Source organism: Micromonospora sp. L5 (assembly GCF_000177655.2).
In the GTDB taxonomy this organism is placed as follows: Bacteria; Actinomycetota; Actinomycetes; order Mycobacteriales; family Micromonosporaceae; genus Micromonospora; species Micromonospora aurantiaca.
Genome location: NC_014815.1, coordinates 5115986 through 5133118 on the forward strand (window position 1 = coordinate 5115986; position 17133 = coordinate 5133118).

At 73.3% G+C, this 17133-nt stretch carries 13 protein-coding genes; 4 read left to right on the top strand and 9 right to left on the bottom strand.

Annotation, left to right across the window (positions count from 1 at the left end):
• The first annotated feature begins 13 nt into the window (after positions 1–13).
• The 3 genes from araA to ML5_RS23535 all read left to right on the top strand — a co-directional run bounded on the left by araA (position 14) and on the right by ML5_RS23535 (position 5147).
• Positions 14–1516: an L-arabinose isomerase gene (araA, locus tag ML5_RS23525; RefSeq protein ID WP_013286823.1), complete on the top strand. Its 1503-nt coding sequence runs from the start codon at positions 14–16 to the stop codon at positions 1514–1516.
• Between the two features lie 248 nt (positions 1517–1764).
• On the top strand, positions 1765–3840 hold the full coding sequence (locus ML5_RS23530; protein ID WP_013476442.1) for an RICIN domain-containing protein: 2076 nt from the start codon (positions 1765–1767) through the stop codon (positions 3838–3840).
• 317 nt (positions 3841–4157) lie between these two features.
• The gene (locus tag ML5_RS23535; protein ID WP_030268480.1) at positions 4158–5147 is read left to right on the top strand and encodes a LacI family DNA-binding transcriptional regulator; all 990 of its coding nucleotides are present in this window, start codon (positions 4158–4160) and stop codon (positions 5145–5147) included.
• A gap of 54 nt (positions 5148–5201) precedes the next feature.
• Here the strand turns inward: ML5_RS23535 and ML5_RS23540 are convergent, their stop codons facing one another.
• From ML5_RS23540 to ML5_RS23550, 3 genes are read right to left on the bottom strand one after another with little or no spacing between them, the layout of a single operon-like run.
• Positions 5202–5804 (bottom strand): copper resistance CopC family protein, encoded by a 603-nt coding sequence (locus tag ML5_RS23540; protein ID WP_013476443.1) that lies wholly within the window; start codon positions 5802–5804, stop codon positions 5202–5204.
• Between the two features lie 20 nt (positions 5805–5824).
• Positions 5825–7042 carry a Dyp-type peroxidase gene (locus ML5_RS23545; RefSeq protein ID WP_041784256.1) on the bottom strand — a complete coding sequence of 406 codons (1218 nt, stop codon included), beginning with the start codon at positions 7040–7042 and terminating at the stop codon, positions 5825–5827.
• Positions 7039–7596: a copper chaperone PCu(A)C gene (locus tag ML5_RS23550; RefSeq protein WP_013476445.1), complete on the bottom strand. Its 558-nt coding sequence runs from the start codon at positions 7594–7596 to the stop codon at positions 7039–7041. The genes ML5_RS23545 and ML5_RS23550 overlap by 4 nt, the downstream gene beginning before the upstream one ends.
• Positions 7597–7825: 229 nt before the next feature.
• Here ML5_RS23550 and ML5_RS23555 point away from each other — a divergent pair, with 229 nt between their 5' ends.
• Positions 7826–8230, top strand: coding sequence for a Fur family transcriptional regulator (locus ML5_RS23555; protein ID WP_013286817.1), 405 nt, complete (start codon positions 7826–7828; stop codon positions 8228–8230).
• Positions 8231–8268: 38 nt separating this feature from the next.
• Here the strand turns inward: ML5_RS23555 and ML5_RS23560 are convergent, their stop codons facing one another.
• The 6 genes from ML5_RS23560 to ML5_RS23585 all read right to left on the bottom strand — a co-directional run bounded on the left by ML5_RS23560 (position 8269) and on the right by ML5_RS23585 (position 16992).
• Positions 8269–8661: an SCO5389 family protein gene (locus ML5_RS23560; protein WP_013286816.1), complete on the bottom strand. Its 393-nt coding sequence runs from the start codon at positions 8659–8661 to the stop codon at positions 8269–8271.
• A 139-nt stretch (positions 8662–8800) separates the two neighbouring features.
• Positions 8801–14266 carry a carboxyl transferase domain-containing protein gene (locus tag ML5_RS23565; protein WP_013476446.1) on the bottom strand — a complete coding sequence of 1822 codons (5466 nt, stop codon included), beginning with the start codon at positions 14264–14266 and terminating at the stop codon, positions 8801–8803.
• Between the two features lie 235 nt (positions 14267–14501).
• Entirely contained in the window at positions 14502–14732 is a 231-nt protein-coding gene (locus ML5_RS23570) for a DUF2188 domain-containing protein (RefSeq protein ID WP_013286814.1), read from the bottom strand.
• A 131-nt stretch (positions 14733–14863) separates the two neighbouring features.
• The gene (locus tag ML5_RS23575; RefSeq protein WP_013286813.1) at positions 14864–16243 is read right to left on the bottom strand and encodes a rhodanese-like domain-containing protein; all 1380 of its coding nucleotides are present in this window, start codon (positions 16241–16243) and stop codon (positions 14864–14866) included.
• Between the two features lie 39 nt (positions 16244–16282).
• On the bottom strand, positions 16283–16627 hold the full coding sequence (locus ML5_RS23580; RefSeq protein WP_047890381.1) for a rhodanese-like domain-containing protein: 345 nt from the start codon (positions 16625–16627) through the stop codon (positions 16283–16285).
• Between the two features lie 50 nt (positions 16628–16677).
• The gene (locus ML5_RS23585) at positions 16678–16992 is read right to left on the bottom strand and encodes a rhodanese-like domain-containing protein (protein ID WP_013286811.1); all 315 of its coding nucleotides are present in this window, start codon (positions 16990–16992) and stop codon (positions 16678–16680) included.
• Positions 16993–17133 lie beyond the last annotated feature (141 nt).

Genomic DNA, 17133 nt, shown 5'->3' on the forward strand with positions numbered 1-17133 from the left:
GGAAGGCAACAACATGGCAACTCACCCCCAGCCCGAGGTCTGGTTCCTCACCGGCAGCCAGGGCCTCTACGGCGAGGACACCCTGCGGCAGGTCGCCGAGCAGTCCCGGCAGATCGCCGCGCGCCTGGACGAGTCGCCGGACATCCCCGTACGCGTGGTCTGGAAGCCGGTCCTCACCTCCAGCGCGGACATCCTCGCCGCCTGCCGGGACGCGGCCGCGCAGGGCGCGGTCGGGGTGATCGCCTGGATGCACACGTTCTCCCCGGCCAAGATGTGGATCTCCGGGCTGGACGCGCTGCGCACGCCGCTGCTGCACCTGCACACGCAGGCCAACGTGGCGCTGCCGTGGGACGACATCGACATGGACTTCATGAACCTCAACCAGGCCGCGCACGGCGACCGGGAGTTCGGGTTCATCCAGACCCGGCTCGGGGTGGCGCGCAAGACCGTCGCCGGGCACGTCACCGACCCCCGGGTCGTCGGGCGGGTCGCGGCCTGGGCCCGCGCCGCGATCGGCTGGTCGGCGGTGCGGACGCTGCGGCTGGCCCGCTTCGGCGACAACATGCGCGACGTCGCGGTCACCGAGGGGGACAAGGTCGAGGCAGAGCTGCGCTTCGGCGTCTCGGTGAACACCTACGGCGTCAACGACCTGGTCGCCGCCGTCGACCAGGTGCCCGACGCGCAGGTCGACGACCTGGTCAAGGAGTACGACGACACCTTCCGCGTCGCGTCCGAGCTGCGGCCCGGCGGGGACCGGCACGACTCGCTGCGGTACGCGGCGCGCCAGGAGCTGGGCCTGCGTGCCTTCCTCGACGCCGGCGGTTTCCGGGCGTTCACCACGAACTTCGAGGACCTCGGCGGACTGCGCCAGCTGCCCGGGATCGCGGTGCAGCGCCTGATGGCCGACGGCTACGGCTTCGGCGGCGAGGGGGACTGGAAGACCTCGGTGCTGGTGCACACGCTCAAGGCGATGGCCGTCGGCGTGCCGGGCGGCACCTCGTTCATGGAGGACTACACCTACGACCTGACGTTCGGTCAGGAGCTGATCCTCGGCGCGCACATGCTGGAGGTGTGCCCGAGCATCGCCGCCGACGTGCCGAGCGCGGAGGTGCACCCGCTGAGCATCGGCGGGCGGGAGGACCCGGTACGCCTGGTCTTCGACGCCGCGCCCGGCCCGGCGGTCGTGCTGGGCATGGTGGACATGGGGGAGCGGTTCCGGCTGGTCGCCAACGCGGTGGACGTGGTGCCGCCGCCGCACCCGCTGCGCCGGCTGCCGGTGGCGCGCGCGGTGTGGCGTCCGCAGCCCGACCTGGCCGGCTCGGCGGAGGCGTGGATCACCGCGGGCGGGCCGCACCACACCGTCCTCTCCCAGGCCGTCGGCATGGAGGAGCTGCGCGACCTGGCCGCGATGGCCCGGACCGAGCTGGTGGTCATCGACGCCGAGACGCGCCCCCACCGCTTCGCGGACGAGCTGCGCTGGAACCAGGCGTACTACCGGCTCGCCCGGGGTTTCTGAGCCGCCTCGGGCCGCCTCGGGCCGCCCGTGCGGCGGGGTCCGTGTTACGCCTTGACGAACGGCATGTTATCGCTCACAGTCGATGGATAGGGTCACCGGCACCGCTCGCGGGCCGTTCCGGGCGCGATCTGCGCCGCAGTTGCCAGGGATCCGACTCCCGCCTGGGTGGGCATCGCTGTTAGCGATAACGCTGCCGTCGTCGGCGCGTACTGCCGTGCCCGGGCTCCGGTCGACGAAGGAGGATCGTGGTGACGGCTCGACTGTCCCGTGGACGTGGACGCCTGTCCCGGTTGCTGGCCGGGGTGGTGGCACTGCTTGTCGGCGGCGTGGTGGTGGGCGCCGTGCCCGCGCCGGTATCGGCTGCCACAGTGGACACCAGCGCCTACTACGTGCTGGTGAACCGCAACAGCGGCAAGGCGCTGGACCTGTACAACCAGGCGACGAACGACGGGGCGCGGATCACCCAGTGGACGCGCAACGACGGCGCCTGGCAGCAGTGGCAGTTCGTGGACTCCGGCGGTGGCTACTACCGGCTGCGGTCCCGGCACTCCGGCAAGGTGCTGGACGTGACCGGCGCGTCCACCGCCAACGGCGCGGCGGTGGTGCAGTGGACGGACCACGGCGGCACCAACCAGCAGTTCCGGCTGGCCGACTCCGACAGCGGGTACGTCCGGCTGATCAACCGGAACTCGAACAAGGTGATGGAGGTGCAGAACGCCTCCACCGCCGACGGCGGCAACATCGTCCAGTACGACGACTGGAACGGCGCGAACCAGCAGTGGCAGCTCGTCCGCGTCGGCGACAACCCCGGCAACCCGGGCAACCCGGGCGGCAGCTTCACCAACCCGGCAGTCTGGCAGGACTTCGCCGACGTCGACATCATCCGGGTGGGCGACGTCTACTACATGTCCGCCTCTACCATGCACTACTCGCCCGGCGCGCCGGTGCTGCGTTCCTGGGACCTGGTGAACTGGGAGTTCGCCGGGCACTCGGTGCCACGGCTGGAGTTCGGCACCAAGTACGACCTGAGCGCCAGCGAGCAGGCGTACGTGGACGGCATCTGGGCGTCGACGCTGAACTACCGGCCGAGCAACCGCACGTTCTACTGGGCCGGGTGCATCGACTTCGCGCAGACCCACATCTACACCGCCACCGCCGTGGACGGCGCGTGGAACCGCCTGACCACCATCCCCAACTGCTACTACGACGCCGGCATGCTGATCGACGACAACGACACCATGTACGTCGCGTACGGCAACGGCACGATCAGCGTGGCCCAGCTCTCCGCCGACGGGCGCAGCCAGGTCCGGGCCCAGCAGGTCTACCAGACGCCGTCGAGCATCGGCACGCTGGAGGGCGCGCGCTTCTACAAGCGCAACGGCGCGTACTACATCTGGCTGACCCGGCCGGCCAACGGCCAGTACGTGCTGAAGTCCACGAACGGCCCGTTCGGCCCGTACGAGCAGCGGCAGGTGCTGCTCAACCTGCCCGGCCCGATCTCCGGTGGCGGTGTGCCGCACCAGGGCGGGCTGGTGCAGACGCAGACGGGCGCCTGGTACTACATGGCGTTCACCGACGCCTATCCGGGCGGCCGGATGCCGACGCTGGCGCCGATCACCTGGACCTCCGACGGCTGGCCGCAGGTGCAGACCGTCAACGGCGCCTGGGGCGCGAGCTACCCCAACCCGCTGCCGACCCGCCCGGTCAAGCCGCTCACCGGCACCGACACGTTCTCCGGCACCACGCTCGGCGTGCAGTACGAGTGGAACCACAACCCGGACAACAGCAGATGGTCGGTGAACAACGGCCTGCGGTTGCAGACCGCCACCGTCACGAACGACCTGTACCGGGCCCGCAACACGCTCACCCACCGCATCCAGGGTCCGACCTCGACCGGCACGATCGAGCTGGACTACTCGACCATGCGCGACGGTGACCGGGCCGGCCTGGCGATGCTGCGGGACAGCTCGGCCTGGATCGGCGTACGGCGGGACAACGGCGCCACCCGCGTGGTGATGACGAACGGCCTGACCATGGGCTCGAACTGGAACACCACGAGCACCGGGACGGAGATCGCCAGTGCGGCGGTGTCCGGCGGGCGGATCTGGCTGCGGGCGAACGCCGACATCCGGCCCGGCTCGGGCCGGCAGGCGCGGTTCTCCTACAGCACCGACGGGGTGAACTTCGTGTCGCTCGGTAACGCGCTGACGCTCAACAACGCGTGGCAGTTCTTCATGGGCTACCGGTTCGGCTTCTTCAACTACGCCACCCAATCCCTCGGCGGCGCGGTGACGGTGCGGCAGTTCTCCCTGACGACACCGTGACAACGGTCACCATTCGCGGCCGTTGACACATCTTCGACAACCCGGGGTGCGGCTCCGGCAATCGCCGGAAATGCCGCACCCCGGGCGCAATTCCACCCGCTCCGAGCTGCCTGTTCGTGCCACTGCGTAACGGAAGGGAATGAGCCGCCTGTCGATTCCCCGATATCGTCGCGCCACGGCGGGAACGGGCGATCAACGGTGCCGATACCGATGGGACCGCTGGCGTAGACTGTCGCCACCCGGGACGGTCCGGTCGAGATCGACCGGGTGTGGCCGCGGGCAGTGGCGAAAGTGAGGTGGCCGTGCGCGGTCCTGCGATGACGGACGTGGCCCGCCTCGCCGGGGTGTCGCACCAGACGGTCTCCCGGGTTCTCAACGGGCATCCCAACGTGCGTGAGCAGACCCGGTTACGGGTGCAGGCCGCCATCACCGAACTCGGCTACCGGCCCAACCGCGCGGCCCGCGCGCTGGTGACCGGTCGGTCCCAGGTGATCGGCGTGGTCGCGCAGAACACCACGCTCTACGGCCCGGCGTCGCTGCTCGCGGCGCTGGAGCAGACCGCCGCCGAGGCCGGCTTCGCGGTGAGCGTCGGCAGTGTCCGCGACCTCGACCACCGCTCCATCTCGGCCGCCGTGGAACGGCACCTGGCACACCGGGTCGCCGGCATCGTGGTGATCGCGCCGGTCGAGTCCGCCGGGGAGGCGCTGGAACGGCTGCCCCAGGACGTACCGCTGGTGACTGTCGACGGCGACCCGCGGCGACCGATCCCGCTGGTCACAGTCGACCAGGTCGCCGGCGCCCGGGCCGCCACCGAGCACCTCCTCGCCGCCGGGCATCGCACGGTGTGGCACGTGTCCGGGCCGTCGGACTGGTTCGACAGCGCCGGCCGCATCGAGGGGTGGCGCGAGGCGCTGCGGCAGGCGGGAGCCGAGATCCCGCCGCTGGTCCCGGCCGACTGGTCGGCGGCGGCGGGCTACCGGTGTGGGCAGATGCTGGCCCGGATGCCGGAGGTCACCGCCGTCTTCACCGCCAACGACCATCTGGCGCTGGGCGTGCTGCGGGCGCTGCACGAGCACGGCCGCCGGGTTCCCGACGACATCAGCGTGGTCGGGTTCGACGACGTGCCCGAGGCGGCGTACTTCATCCCGCCGCTGACCACCGTCCGGCCGGACTTCGGCGCTGTCGCCGCGGCGAGTCTGGACCTGCTCCTGGCCCAGATCGAGTCGCAGACCGTCGGGCCGCTGCGGCAGACGATCGCGCCGACGCTGGTGCCGCGCCGCAGCGTCGGCCCGCCGCCCGCCCGCTGAGGCGGTAGCGGCCCGCCTGCCCGTGGCCGACCCCCGCCGTGCGAGGTCCGGTCGTCAGTGGTCCGTTCGGCGAGCGCGCGCCCGGCGTGCGACCAGCAGCACGATTCCGGTGATCACGAGCAGACCGGCGACCGCCCCACCCGCCAGCAGCGCGACCGGCGGGCCGTCGTCGCCGGACCGCGCGCCCGAGGCATCCGGCTCGTCCGCGCCGTCCACGCCGGCCGACGCGGCAACCGCCGTCGGCGTGGGAGCCGCCGATGCGGGAGCCGACGGTGCGGGCGCCGCCGGGTCGGCCACTGTGAAGCGGTACGAACCCTGGACGGGGTGGCCGTCGCGGGAGACCACCCGGTACGCGACGGTGTAGGTGCCGTTGCCCAGCGGCTCGTCGATCGTCACCGTGCCGGTGGCGCCGTCCACCGCCGGTGCGGAGGTGGGCACCGTGCGCTGGGCCGCGTCGCTGACCGTGATGGTGGTGAAAGAGGGGTTCAGCCCCTGCAGGAACCGCAGCGTGACCTGCGTGGGCGCGGCGGTGAGCCGGGCGTCGCGCGCCGGGGTGGCCTCCTGGAGCGAGTTGTGGGCCGCCGCGGGCGTGGCGGGGACCAGCAGCAGCGCGGTGAGGGCCGCGGCGAGCAGCGCGGTGACGGAACGGGTACGCATGACGCGCCTTCCTGTGGTGGTCAGCCGAGCAGTTGCGAGCCGATCCAGCCGCCCTCGGGGCAGCCGGGCGGTACGGCGAACACGGCGGAGCCGATCGGGGTGGTCCACTCGTTGAGCAGGTCGCGCTCGGCGAGCCGGCGCTGGACGGGCAGGAACTGCCGGGCGATGTCGGCCTGGTACGAGGCGAAGACGAGCCCGCTGTCGGCGGTCCCCTCCGGGGTCGGCACGCCGTCGTAGTTGTACGGCCGGCGCAGGATCTTCTGCCGGTCGTCGGTGACGCGGGCGCGGGTCAGGTGCGAGAAGTCGGGGATCACGGTGAGCCCGTCCGGGCCGAGCGCGGCGAAGTCCGGCTCGTCGTGTTCGGCCCGGCCGGTCAGCGGCGCGCCGGTGTCGAGGCGCCGCCCCACGGCGAGTTCCCGGTCGGCGCGGCCCAGCAGGTCCCAGGTCTCCAGGTTCATGCTGATCCGCCGCACCACGAGCGTGGTCGAGTCCCGCAACCAGTCCGGTCCGTCGGTCACCCACACCGCGGTGTCCGCGGGCGTGCCGGGCTTGGGGTTGGCGGTGCCGTCGAGCTGCCCGAACAGGTTGCGCTGGGTACGCCCCGGCTCGGCGCCGGCCGCCCGGCGGAAGCCCTGCTGCACCCAGCGGACGACGGCGAACGGACGGCTGTCCTTGACCAGGACCCGCTGGGTGTGGGCGACGGTGAGCGGGTCGTCGGCGCAGATCTGGAGCAGCAGGTCCCCGCCGGACCAGCGGGGTTGCAGCCGGTCGATGCCGAACGCGGGCAGGTCGGCCACCGAGGCGGGCCGCCGGTCGTCGAGCCCGGCGGCGGCGTAGAGCCCGGGTCCGAAGCCGAACGTGACGGTCAGCCGGGCCGGCAGGACGCTCAGTTCCGGCTCGGTGTCGGCCAGCGCGGGGCGGCCCTGGGTGAGCCGGGCCGCGTCGTCGGAGAGCAGCCGCAGCATCCGCCCGAGCGCCGCCCGGTCGGTGCCGGGACGCAGCGTGAACGCGACGAACGCCGCGTGCGCCTGCGGGTCGGTGGTGACCCCGGACTGCCGGGCGCCGTGGAACGGCTCGGCCGCGCTGCCGACCTGGGCCACCGGGACGGCGTCGTCGGGGCGTACCCCGGGAGGGCCGGAACGGACGGCGGTGAGGGCGCCGGCGCCGGCCAGCGCCCCCCCGGCGGCCATCGCGCCTCCGGTGAGCAGGCCGCGCCGGCTCACCCGCCTGCCGGTCATGACGCCGGGCTCGGGCCGTGGCCGGGCGCGTAGCTCTCCTGGGCGCCGGTGAACGGCTTCGCCACGGCGGTGAACGTCTGGGTCCGGCCGTCGGCGAAGGTGAGCGTGATGTCGAGCTGGTCGCCGGGGCGCACCGGGCGGGTCAGGTCCATCAGCATCAGGTGGTCGCCGCCGGGTTCCAGGGCGGCCTGGGAGCGGGCGGCGACCACGACGCCGCCCTGCTTCTGCCGCATCGCCATCTTCCCGTCGGTCATGGCCATCTCGTGGATCTCGGCCCGGGACACGTCGGTGGTCACGCCGGTGATCGTGACGTCGGTGTCGCCGTCGTTGGCGAGCGTGGCGAACGCGGCGGTCATGCCCTTGTCGGCGGCCTTCACCCACGGGTCGCGGACGGTGAGCACGCCCGCCGCCGCGCCCGCCGCCGCCGAGGCGGACGCCGACGTGGCGGCGGACGGCGTGCCGGAGGATCCGCAGGCGGTGACCGACGCGGCGAGCACGGCGGCGCCGATCAGGGCCGCCGGGCGCAGGAACCGGCGGCTGGTGGTGCTGGGCATGACGTAGTCCCCTCGAAGATCCGGTGTTCGTACCGTTTGTCGGCGCGGTACGCCGGATAGTTCCGGCCGGGGCGGTCGGGCATGTCACATCCCGGGCGGCGGGCCGTCACGGACCCGGGATCGGCGGTGCGCCCGGAAGGCATAATGGTTCCGGGTGTCACGTGGCGCGCCGGGCGCGGCCGCGGCCGGACGAGGGTGCCGGGCGGGCGCCCGGACGAGGGAGGCGACGGTGACCCAGGCGACGACCGGGGCGACCCGCAACACCCGTCAGCGCGCCGAGGTGCTGGCGCTGCTGCGGGAGTTGGACGGCTTCCACAGCGCGCAGCAGCTGCACCAGATGCTCGTCCAGCGGCAGGCGAAGGTCGGCCTCACCACGGTGTACCGGACGCTCCAGATGCTCGTCGACAACGGCGAGATCGACTCGGCCCGGCTGCCCGGCGGCGAGCACCTCTACCGGCGGTGCAGCCAGAGCCGCCATCACCACCACCTGGTCTGCCGCCGCTGCGGCCGGGCCGTGGAGGTGGCCGGCCCGGCCGTGGAGCGGTGGGCCGACCAGGTCGCCGCGCAGCACGGCTTCACCGACGTCGGGCACACCCTGGAGATCTTCGGCACCTGCGACCGCTGCGCCGCCTGAGCCGCCGCGGGCGGTGACCCGCCCGCGGCGCGTCGCCGTCAGCAGTTGCGCAGTGCCGGTGACTGGTTCAGCAACTGGCCGCGGCTGGAGGTGAACCGGCGGTACGCCTCGGAGCCGGCCGCGCCGGGGCGGAACGCCGCCACCCGGTGGCAGTTCTGGAACGCCAGCGTCACCCCGAAGTGCCGTTCCAGGCCGGCGCGGATCGCGTCGCTGGCCATCGCGCGCAGCAGTTGCCCGCGCTCGGCGTCGCCCGGCGGCGGCACCACGTTGTCGGCGAACTCGGCGTCGGACGCGGCCAGGTCGGCGGCCACCCGGCTGACCGTCTCCCAGGCGTACGGCAGGGAGTCGCGGACGCAGGCGACGAACGCCTCCTCGTCCACGGGACCGGTCTCGGCGGCGTGCAGCAGGGCGGGCGGAACGGTGAGCGACATGGGTCCTCCGTCATCGCTAACGAACACGGTTTCCATTACCGATTGAGCACATCATGCGACGGCAGGCCCGTCAAGGACCGGCGCACGCGAAACGGCGGGCGGACCCGAAGGCCCGCCCGCCGCCCGGCGGTGCAACGTGTCAGCGCAGGCGCGCCTCGATCTCCTCGATGACGCGGGGACGCAGCTCGGCGGCGCGGATCACCGCGTCGACCGAACCGACCTCGACCGCCCGCTGGATGCTGTGCACCCGGTCGAACTCGGCGGCCACCTCGCCGAGCTTCTCCGCCCGCACCGACGAGCGCAGCTCGTCCAGCTCGGCGGTGAGCGCCGCCCGCTCGGTGCCGGCCGCGGCGGTGACCTTCGCCTCCAGGTCGCGTACCCGGGGATCGGCGGCCGTACGGGCGGCGACCTCGCCGGCGAACACCACGGCGGCGGCGGGCGCGCCACCGAGCACCGAGGCGAACGACCCCTCGATCGCCAGCACCGTCATGTCCGGGTTGAGTGCCTTGGAGAACACCACGAACGCGCCGCCGTGGTAGCGCGAGATCACGCAGAACACGATCGGGCCGCGGAAGTTGACGATCGCCCGGCCGATCTCCGCGCCGTACTCCAGTTGCAGCTTGCGCATCGACTCGGGCGAACCGTCGAAGCCGGAGAGGTTGGCGAGCACGACCAGCGGCCGGTTGCCGCTGGCCGCGTTGATCGCCCGCGCGGCCTTCTTCGACGAGCGCGGGAACAGCGTGCCCGCGGTGTACGTGTCCGGGCCGTCGGTGGGCGGGAAGCCGTGCCGGGGCACCGAGCGGGACTCGATGCCGAGCAGGCACACCGGGATGCCGCCGAGGTGCACGTCCTGCACCACAGCCGTCTCCGCGTCGGCCATGCCGGCCCACCGTTCCAGCACCGGGTGGTCCTGGTCGGCGAGCGCCCGCATCACGGTACGGATGTCGAACGGCTTCTTCCGGTCCGGGTTCGCGGTGGCGGAGAAGATCTCGCCCACCGTGGCGAAGTCGCTGCCGGCCACCGCGTGCGGGTAGCCGCAGATGTCCCGGTCCACCGGGTCCATCGTGACGGCCCGGCGCGGCGCGTCCTCGCCCGGCGCGACGTACGTGTGGTCGTAGTGCGCCATCAGCACGTCCCGCGCGGCCGGCAGGCTCGGCGCCCAGTACTGCGCCTGCCCGTTCGGGCCCATCACCCGGTCGTAGCCGCCGATGCCGAAGTTGTCCTCGGCCGAGACACCGCCGGAGAAGTCGAGCGACTGCTTGCCGGTGAGCACCATCGCCGAGTCCGGCGTCATGACCAGCACGCCCTTGGTGTGCATGAGCATCGTCGCCTCGGCGTTCCAGTACGGCTGGGCGCCGACGTTGATGCCCGCCACCACGATGTTGATCTCACCGCCGTCCTGGGTGAACTCGACGATGCGCTTGAGCGCCGCGGCCACCCAGTCCATGTTCTCGGTGCCGGAGGTCATCGAGATGCGGGCGCCGGCGCTCAACGCGTACCACTCCAGCGGCACGCCCATCCGCTGCGCGAGGTCCAGCGCGGCGATCACCCGCCGGCACTCCGGCTCGGACAGCGCGCCGAGGGACTTGGTCGGGTCGCCGAGCAGCACCACCCGGGTCACGCCCTGCGGGTGCCGCGGTGTCGGCGTGGTCACCACACCGGCCACGATCGCCGCGGTGTTGCGGCCCTTCGGCCGGTCCACCGGCACCAGCGCGTGACCGGCGTCCAGGTCGTGCTCGACGAAGTCGCCCAGCAGGCCGGTCAGCTCGTACGGGTACACCGTGTTGCGGCCGGCCGCCCGCAGCACCTTCAACCGGTAGTCGTCAAGCGGCTCGACCGGCTCGGCCGGCGGCTCGCCCACCGTCAGCTGCGCGTGCCCTGTGACGTCGAACGTGATCCGCACGCCGACCTTCGTCAGCTCGCCGGTACGGCGGTCGCGCTGCCGGGCGATGAACAGGATCTCCTCCAGCTCGGCGCCCACGGTGGTCGGGCGTACCCGGCCGGCGATCAGCTCCATCTCCTCGCGGGTCAGCTCGCTCGGCGGCCACACGTAGACGACGATCCGGTTGGTCGGGAACCGCGACTTCGACGGCCGCCGCGACTGCGCCCGGCGGATCGAGTCGATGCAGGCCGCCACCGTGTCCTCGGTGGTCGGCAGCGCCACCAGGCGGCCGTCCTGATCCCGCAGCTCGGTCAGGTCACGTACCTGCGCGAACGCGACCAGCCGCTGGTCGGACGGGTTCTGCCGGGCGACCGCCTGGAACAGGTAGACCTCCTCGTCCAGCGAGGGCAGCCGGGTCAGGTCGAACTCGCGCAGCCGTTCCAGTTGCATCCGCTGCGCGATGTACGGGTGCAGGCCGCGGATCAGCCGCTCCTCGGCCATCCCGCCGCCCTCGGCCGGACGGAACGTGACGTGGTGGTGCATCACCGCGCCGCCGCGCCCGGCGACTGTGGTGGTGAGGCGGCGTACCTGCTGCGGCAGCGGGTGTGCGTTCACCACGTCCAGCAGCGCGGCGGCGGCGGCGTCCAGGTCCTCGGGCTGGTTCTCCCAGGCCAGGTAGACGTCCGCGTCGACGGCCTCGCAGTCCCGGGCCACCTCGGCCAGGCCGCGCAGCGCGTCGCCGAGCGCGTCGAAGCGGACGGCGGCCGAGACGACACTCGACCCGTCCCGCCCGGCCACCACGAACGTGCAGCCACCGGCGGTGCGGGTGCGGACCTCGGTGAGCGCCTTGTTGCCGTAGTACCGGCGGGTCAGCACCTCCAGCATGGCCGCGTTGTCCAGGTCGTTGCGGACCAGGCGCTGACCGAGCAGCCGGACCAGCGGTTCGGTGCTGCGGACCATCTCGGCGATCCGCTCGGCGCGGTCCGGCGCGTCCGGCTGCGCGTCGAGGTGCCGCAGGTGGGTGCGGACCTGGGCGTAGACCCGGGCCCGGTTGCGGCGCAGCAGCGGCTGGGCGAACCAGGCGAACACCACGCCCCGGGCCAGGTCGGCGACCACCGGGAAGCGGACCTGGGTGGCCGCGACGAGGCGTTCCAGCGTGAGACCGGCCGGCTCGCGCAGCGCCTCGTCCGGCGGCGGCTCGCGCAGCCAGGAGCGCAGCAGCGCGGCGATCACCGCGGCGTCCGCGGCGGCCCGCTGCTGGGCCAGGAAGATCCGGAAGACCGCGGCCTCCAGCTCGGGCGAGCGGTCCAGTTCGGTGACGCCGTAGTGGGCGAGCGCCTTGGCCAGGCGGGCCCGGAACGACTCCGGGGAACCGGCCCGCTCGACGTCGAGGCTCTGCAGGTAGGTGTGGAAGTACTCGCGGGCGCTGTGCACGTGCCCGCCCGGCCCGTCGTCGCCGCCGGGCCGGTTACGGCTCAGCTCGGCCAGGTCGGCGAAGACGTTCACCAGTTCCAGTTCCTCGGCCAGCGGCCGGTGCCCGGCCTCCGTGGCCGCCCGCCGCGCGTCCAGGTAGTCGTCGAGCACCCGGCGCTCGTCGTGCGGGTCCACGTCGTAGCCGAGCAGCAGCGAGCAGAGGTCCTCCTGGCCGCGTTCGGCGCGGGACCGCGCGGGCACCTCGGCGGGCGCGGTGGGCAGGTCCAGCTCGACAGCCGGTCCGGCCGGCCCGGCGGCCGCCTCGGCGTCGTCCTCCGCGACCGGCTCCAGGCGCAGCAGCGGCGCCCCGGCCTCCACCTGGGTGCCCACCGCGACCGACGACTCCTTGAGGCGGGCCCGGAACGGCGCCCGCAGCACCGTCTCCATCTTCATCGCCTCCAGCACCAGCACCGGCGCGCCGGCCTCGACCTCCGCGCCGACCTGAAGCGGCGTGGCGACCACCAGCGCCGGCATGGGGGAGCGCAGCACGCCGCCCTCGTCGCGGCTGACCCGGTGCGTCACGCCGTCCACCTCGACCAGGTGCACCGGGCCGTGGGTGTCGGTGAGCAGGCGGAACCGGGCGCCGTTGACGGCGATCTGACCGGTGTGCCGGTCGAAGCGGTCCAGCTCGACGTCGGCGGTGCGCACGTCGCCACCGGCCTCGACACCGACCCGGAACCGGTGCGCGCCGACCCGGGCCACCCGCATCCGGTAGGTCACGCCGCGCAGCTTCAGGTCCAGCGGCCGGCCGCTGCGGTGCTGCACCTGCGGGCGTCCACCGGCCGCGGTGGACAGCAGCCGCTGCCGTTCGGCGGTCTCGTCCTCCTCGTACGCCTCGATCGCGGCTGCCGCCAGCGCGACGGCGGAGTGCCGGTGCGCGACCAGGCGGCCCTCGCCGCGTACCCGGTCGATCCAGCCGGTGTCCGCGCTGGCGTCGATCACCTCGGGCTGGTCGAGCAGGTCGAGCACGAAGCTCTTGTTCGTCGCGCCGCCGGCGATGACCACAATGGTGTTCGCCATCGCCCGGCGCAGGCGGCCCAGCGCCTCGTCCCGGTCCCGGCCGTACGCGATGATCTTCGCGATCATGGAGTCGAAGTCGGCCGGGATGGTGTCGCCCTCGCTGACCCCGGTGTCGACCCGGATACCCGGCCCGGCGGGCAGGTCGAGCCGGGTGATCCGGCCGGGGGAGGGCGCGAAGTCGCGGTCCGGGTCCTCGGCGTTGAGCCGGGCCTCGATCGCGTGGCCGCGCTCGACCGGCGGCTCGCCGGTGAGCCGGCCGCCGCCGGCCACGTGCAGCTGCGCCTTGACCAGGTCGAACCCGGTGGTGGATTCGGTGATCGGGTGCTCGACCTGCAGGCGCGTGTTGACCTCCAGGAACGCGAAAAGCCGGTCGCCCGGGTGGTAGAGGAACTCGACTGTGGCCGCGCCCCGGTAGCCGACGGCGACCGCCAGCCGCTCCGCCGACGCCTTCAGCTCCGCGGTCTGCTCCGGGCTGAGCACCGGCGACGCGGACTCCTCGATCACCTTCTGGTTGCGCCGCTGCACCGAGCAGTCCCGTACGCCGAGCGCCCACGCGGTGCCCTGGCCGTCGGCGATCACCTGGACCTCGACGTGCCGGGCGCCGGTGACCAGGCGCTCCAGGAACACCACGCCGCTGCCGAACGCGCGAGCCGCCTCCTGGCTGGTGCGCTCGTAGGCGTCGGCCAGCTCGGCGTCGCTGCGGATCACCCGGATGCCGCGCCCGCCGCCACCGGCGGTCGCCTTGAGCATCAGCGGGTAGCCGATCGAGGCCGCCGCGCGCAGCGCGTCGTCCAGGCTCTCCACCGCGCCGCGGCTCCACGGCGCGACCGGCACGCCGACCTCCTCGGCGATCAGCTTCGCGCCGATCTTGTCGCCGAGCTTGCGCATGGCGTCCGGGCTCGGTCCGACGAACGTCACGCCGATCTTCTCGCACAGTTCGGCGAACGCCGGGTCCTCGGCCACGAAACCCCAGCCCACCCACGCGGCGTCCGCGCCGGTCTCGACCAGCGCGCGCTCCAGGGCCTTGAGGTCGAGGTACGGGCGGGCCGACGCGGGGCCCAGGTCGTAGGCGACGTCCGCCTCGCGGACGAAGGTGGCGGTACGGTCGACGTCGGTGTACAGCGCGACGGTCTCGATCCGGCTGCCGGTCTCCGCGGCCAGTTCCCGGACCGCGTGGATGAGCCGCATCGCGGCCTCACCACGGTTGACGATGGCGACACGGGTGAACACGTGACCGTCCCCTTCGGTTGACCCACGGTGGCGCGCCGGGCGCGGCGATGCCCCCGGCTCGCCTCACCTTTCCGCCTATGCGCGGGCGGCGCCATGTCGTAACGGCCGAAGCCTGAGCGGGGACCGTTGTAGGAACCGAACAAAAGTTTTTAGCCAGCCACTCACTACCCGCCGGTATGCGATACGGCGCCGGACCCGCTCGGGTCCGGCGCCGTACATCGCCTGCGCTGCGTGCTCAGCCCGGGATCTCCCGGGGGTCGCGGCTGCGGGGGTACGTGTTCTTCTCGCCGATCGTGCCGTCCTGCTTCTTGATCACGTGCTCGGCGCCGCGCTCGGCCGCCATCTCCCGGCCGGCCGCCTCGGCCTCCGCCTTGGTGTCGTGGCGGCTGGTCGCGCGCTCGTTGCCCTCCGGGCGGTTCTTCCACTGCCCGTCCTGCTGGTAGGTGTCGATGTCGCCCTTCGCCATGCCGTCAGCTCCCTCGTTCGCGTGTCCGATGACAAATGTCTGCCCATGCGAGGGGAGTGCTAATCCTGGCGGCGCGATCGACGGTCCGGGCCGGGCGGGGGAGGGGCCCCGACCCGGGCCGGACCGGTGGGTCACGCGGCGGCGTGCAGGCCCTGCCAGGCGCCGTAGCCGCCGAGCAGGTCGGACACGTCGGCGTGACCGGCGTTGCGCAGCAGGCTGGCGGCCACCGAGGAGCGGTAGCCGCCGGCGCAGTGCACGACGACGGGGCGGTCGGTGGGCACCTCGCCGAGGCGGTGGGTCAGCTCGGCGAGCGGGATGTGCCGGGAGCCGTCCACCGCTCCCTGCTCCCGCTCGCCGGCGTTGCGGACGTCCAGCACCACCGGCGCGTCCGGACCGTCGAGGGCCGCGCGCAGCTCGGTGGCGGTGACCCGGCTGGCCCGGGTCATCTCGGCGACCATCTCCAGGAAGGCGCCCTCGGGTTCGCGCAGGTAGCCGATCACCCGGTCGAAGCCGATCCGGGCGAGGCGGACGACGATCTCCTCCTCCCGGTCCTGCGGGGCCACCACGAGCACCGGCCGGTCGGGCGCCACGACACTGCCGGCGGTCTCGGCGAACCGGCCGTCGGCCGGGACGTTGAGCGCGCCGCGCAGGTGCCCGGTCGCGTACTCCTGCGGGTCGCGGGCGTCGACCACGACGGCGCCGTCGGCCCGGGCGGCCAGGAACTCGGCCGGGGTGAGTGGGCGGGCCGGCCGGGCGTGGTCGAACAGCTCACGCGCCTTGCGGTTGAGCACCGCGTCGAAGGCGAAGTAACCCGGCGCGGCCGGCTGCCCGCCGGTGACCAGGGCGAGGAAGCGCTCCTCGCTCATCGGCGCGCAGGCGTAGTTGGTGCGGCGCTGCTCGCCGATGGTGGACTGCCGCTCGGTGGACAGGTTCTTGCCGCAGGCCGAGCCGGCGCCGTGGGCGGGGAAGACGCGCACCTCGTCGGGCAGGCCCATCAGCTTGTGCTGCACGCTGTCGTAGAGCATGCGGCCGAGTTCCTCGGCGGTCACGCCGAACGAGGCGAGCAGGTCGGGCCGGCCCACGTCGCCGATGAACAGCGCGTCGCCGGTCAGCACGCCGTACGGGACCGGGTCGTCGGCGCGCTCGTAGACCAGGATGCTGATCGACTCGGGCGTGTGGCCCGGGGTCTCCATGATCTCCAGCGTCACGTCGCCGAGGCTGATCCGTTCGCCGTCGGCGAGCTTGCGGCTCGGGTACTCGGTCTCGGCCCGGCTCCCGTAGCCGATCCACGCGCCGGTCGCGGCGGCCACCTCCAGGTGCCCGGCGAGGAAGTCGGCGTGGAAGTGGGTGTTGACGACCCCCTCGATCGTCAGGCCGTGCGCCTTGGCGTCGGTGAGGTACTCGTCGATGTCCCGGCGCGGGTCGACGAGCACGGCCCGGCCGGTGCGGTCGTCGGCGATCAGGTACGAGGCCTGGGACAGGCAGTCGAGGTAGTACTGGGTGAACAACATCGGCCGTGCTCCTTCTCCTGGTGATGGACGGGCGTCTGCTCAGGCCACGTGGCCCGGCCTGCCGCCCTTGGCTCGTACCGCCAGCCCGGCGTTCGTCCACGCCCGCATGCCGCCGGTCAGGTCGTGCACCTCGTGGCCTGCCGCGGCGAGCAGCTTGGCTGCCCGTCGCGACCGCGCGCCGGAGCGGCAGACGGTCACCACGGGCCGGTCCGCCGGCACCTCGGACAGCCGGCCCGCGAGCTGGCCGAGCGGGATGTGCCGGGCGCCGGGGGCGTGTCCGGCCCGCCACTCGGCCGGCTCGCGGACGTCGAGCAGCAGCGCGCCCGCGCCGGACAGCGCCGCCGCCTCCGCCGGGGTGACCCGGGCGACGCGGGGGCCGAGCAGGCGGCGGAGGAAGCCGGTGCGCGGAGCGGCTGCCGTCTCCGGCCGGCCGGTCACGGCCGGCTGCCAGCGGTGACCGGGCGGCCCGAGCGCACCCAGGCGGAGGTGCCGCCGGCCACCGACAGGGCGGTGATGCCGGCGCGTTCCAGCAGCTCGGCGCCGACCCGGCTCCGCCCGCCGGCCTCGCAGATCACGTAGACGGGGCCGGTGCGCGGCACCTGCGCCATCTGGGTGGCCAGGTGGCCCAGCGGCACACAACGGGCACCCGGGACGTGTCCGCCGAGGTACTCGGCGGTCTCCCGGACGTCGATGACAGTCGCCCCGTCGGCGTGGGCGGTGGCGAACGTGGTCACGTCGACCTCGTGCATGGGCGTTCTCCTTCCGGATCCATATACCCCCGGGGGTATCTGCTCTCGACGGTAGCGCAGCGTCCGGCCGCCCGCCACCCCCCCGCTCGTCCGGTGTGCTCGTTTGCCGGAACGGCAAGGTTCCTTGCTGTCCGGTCGGCG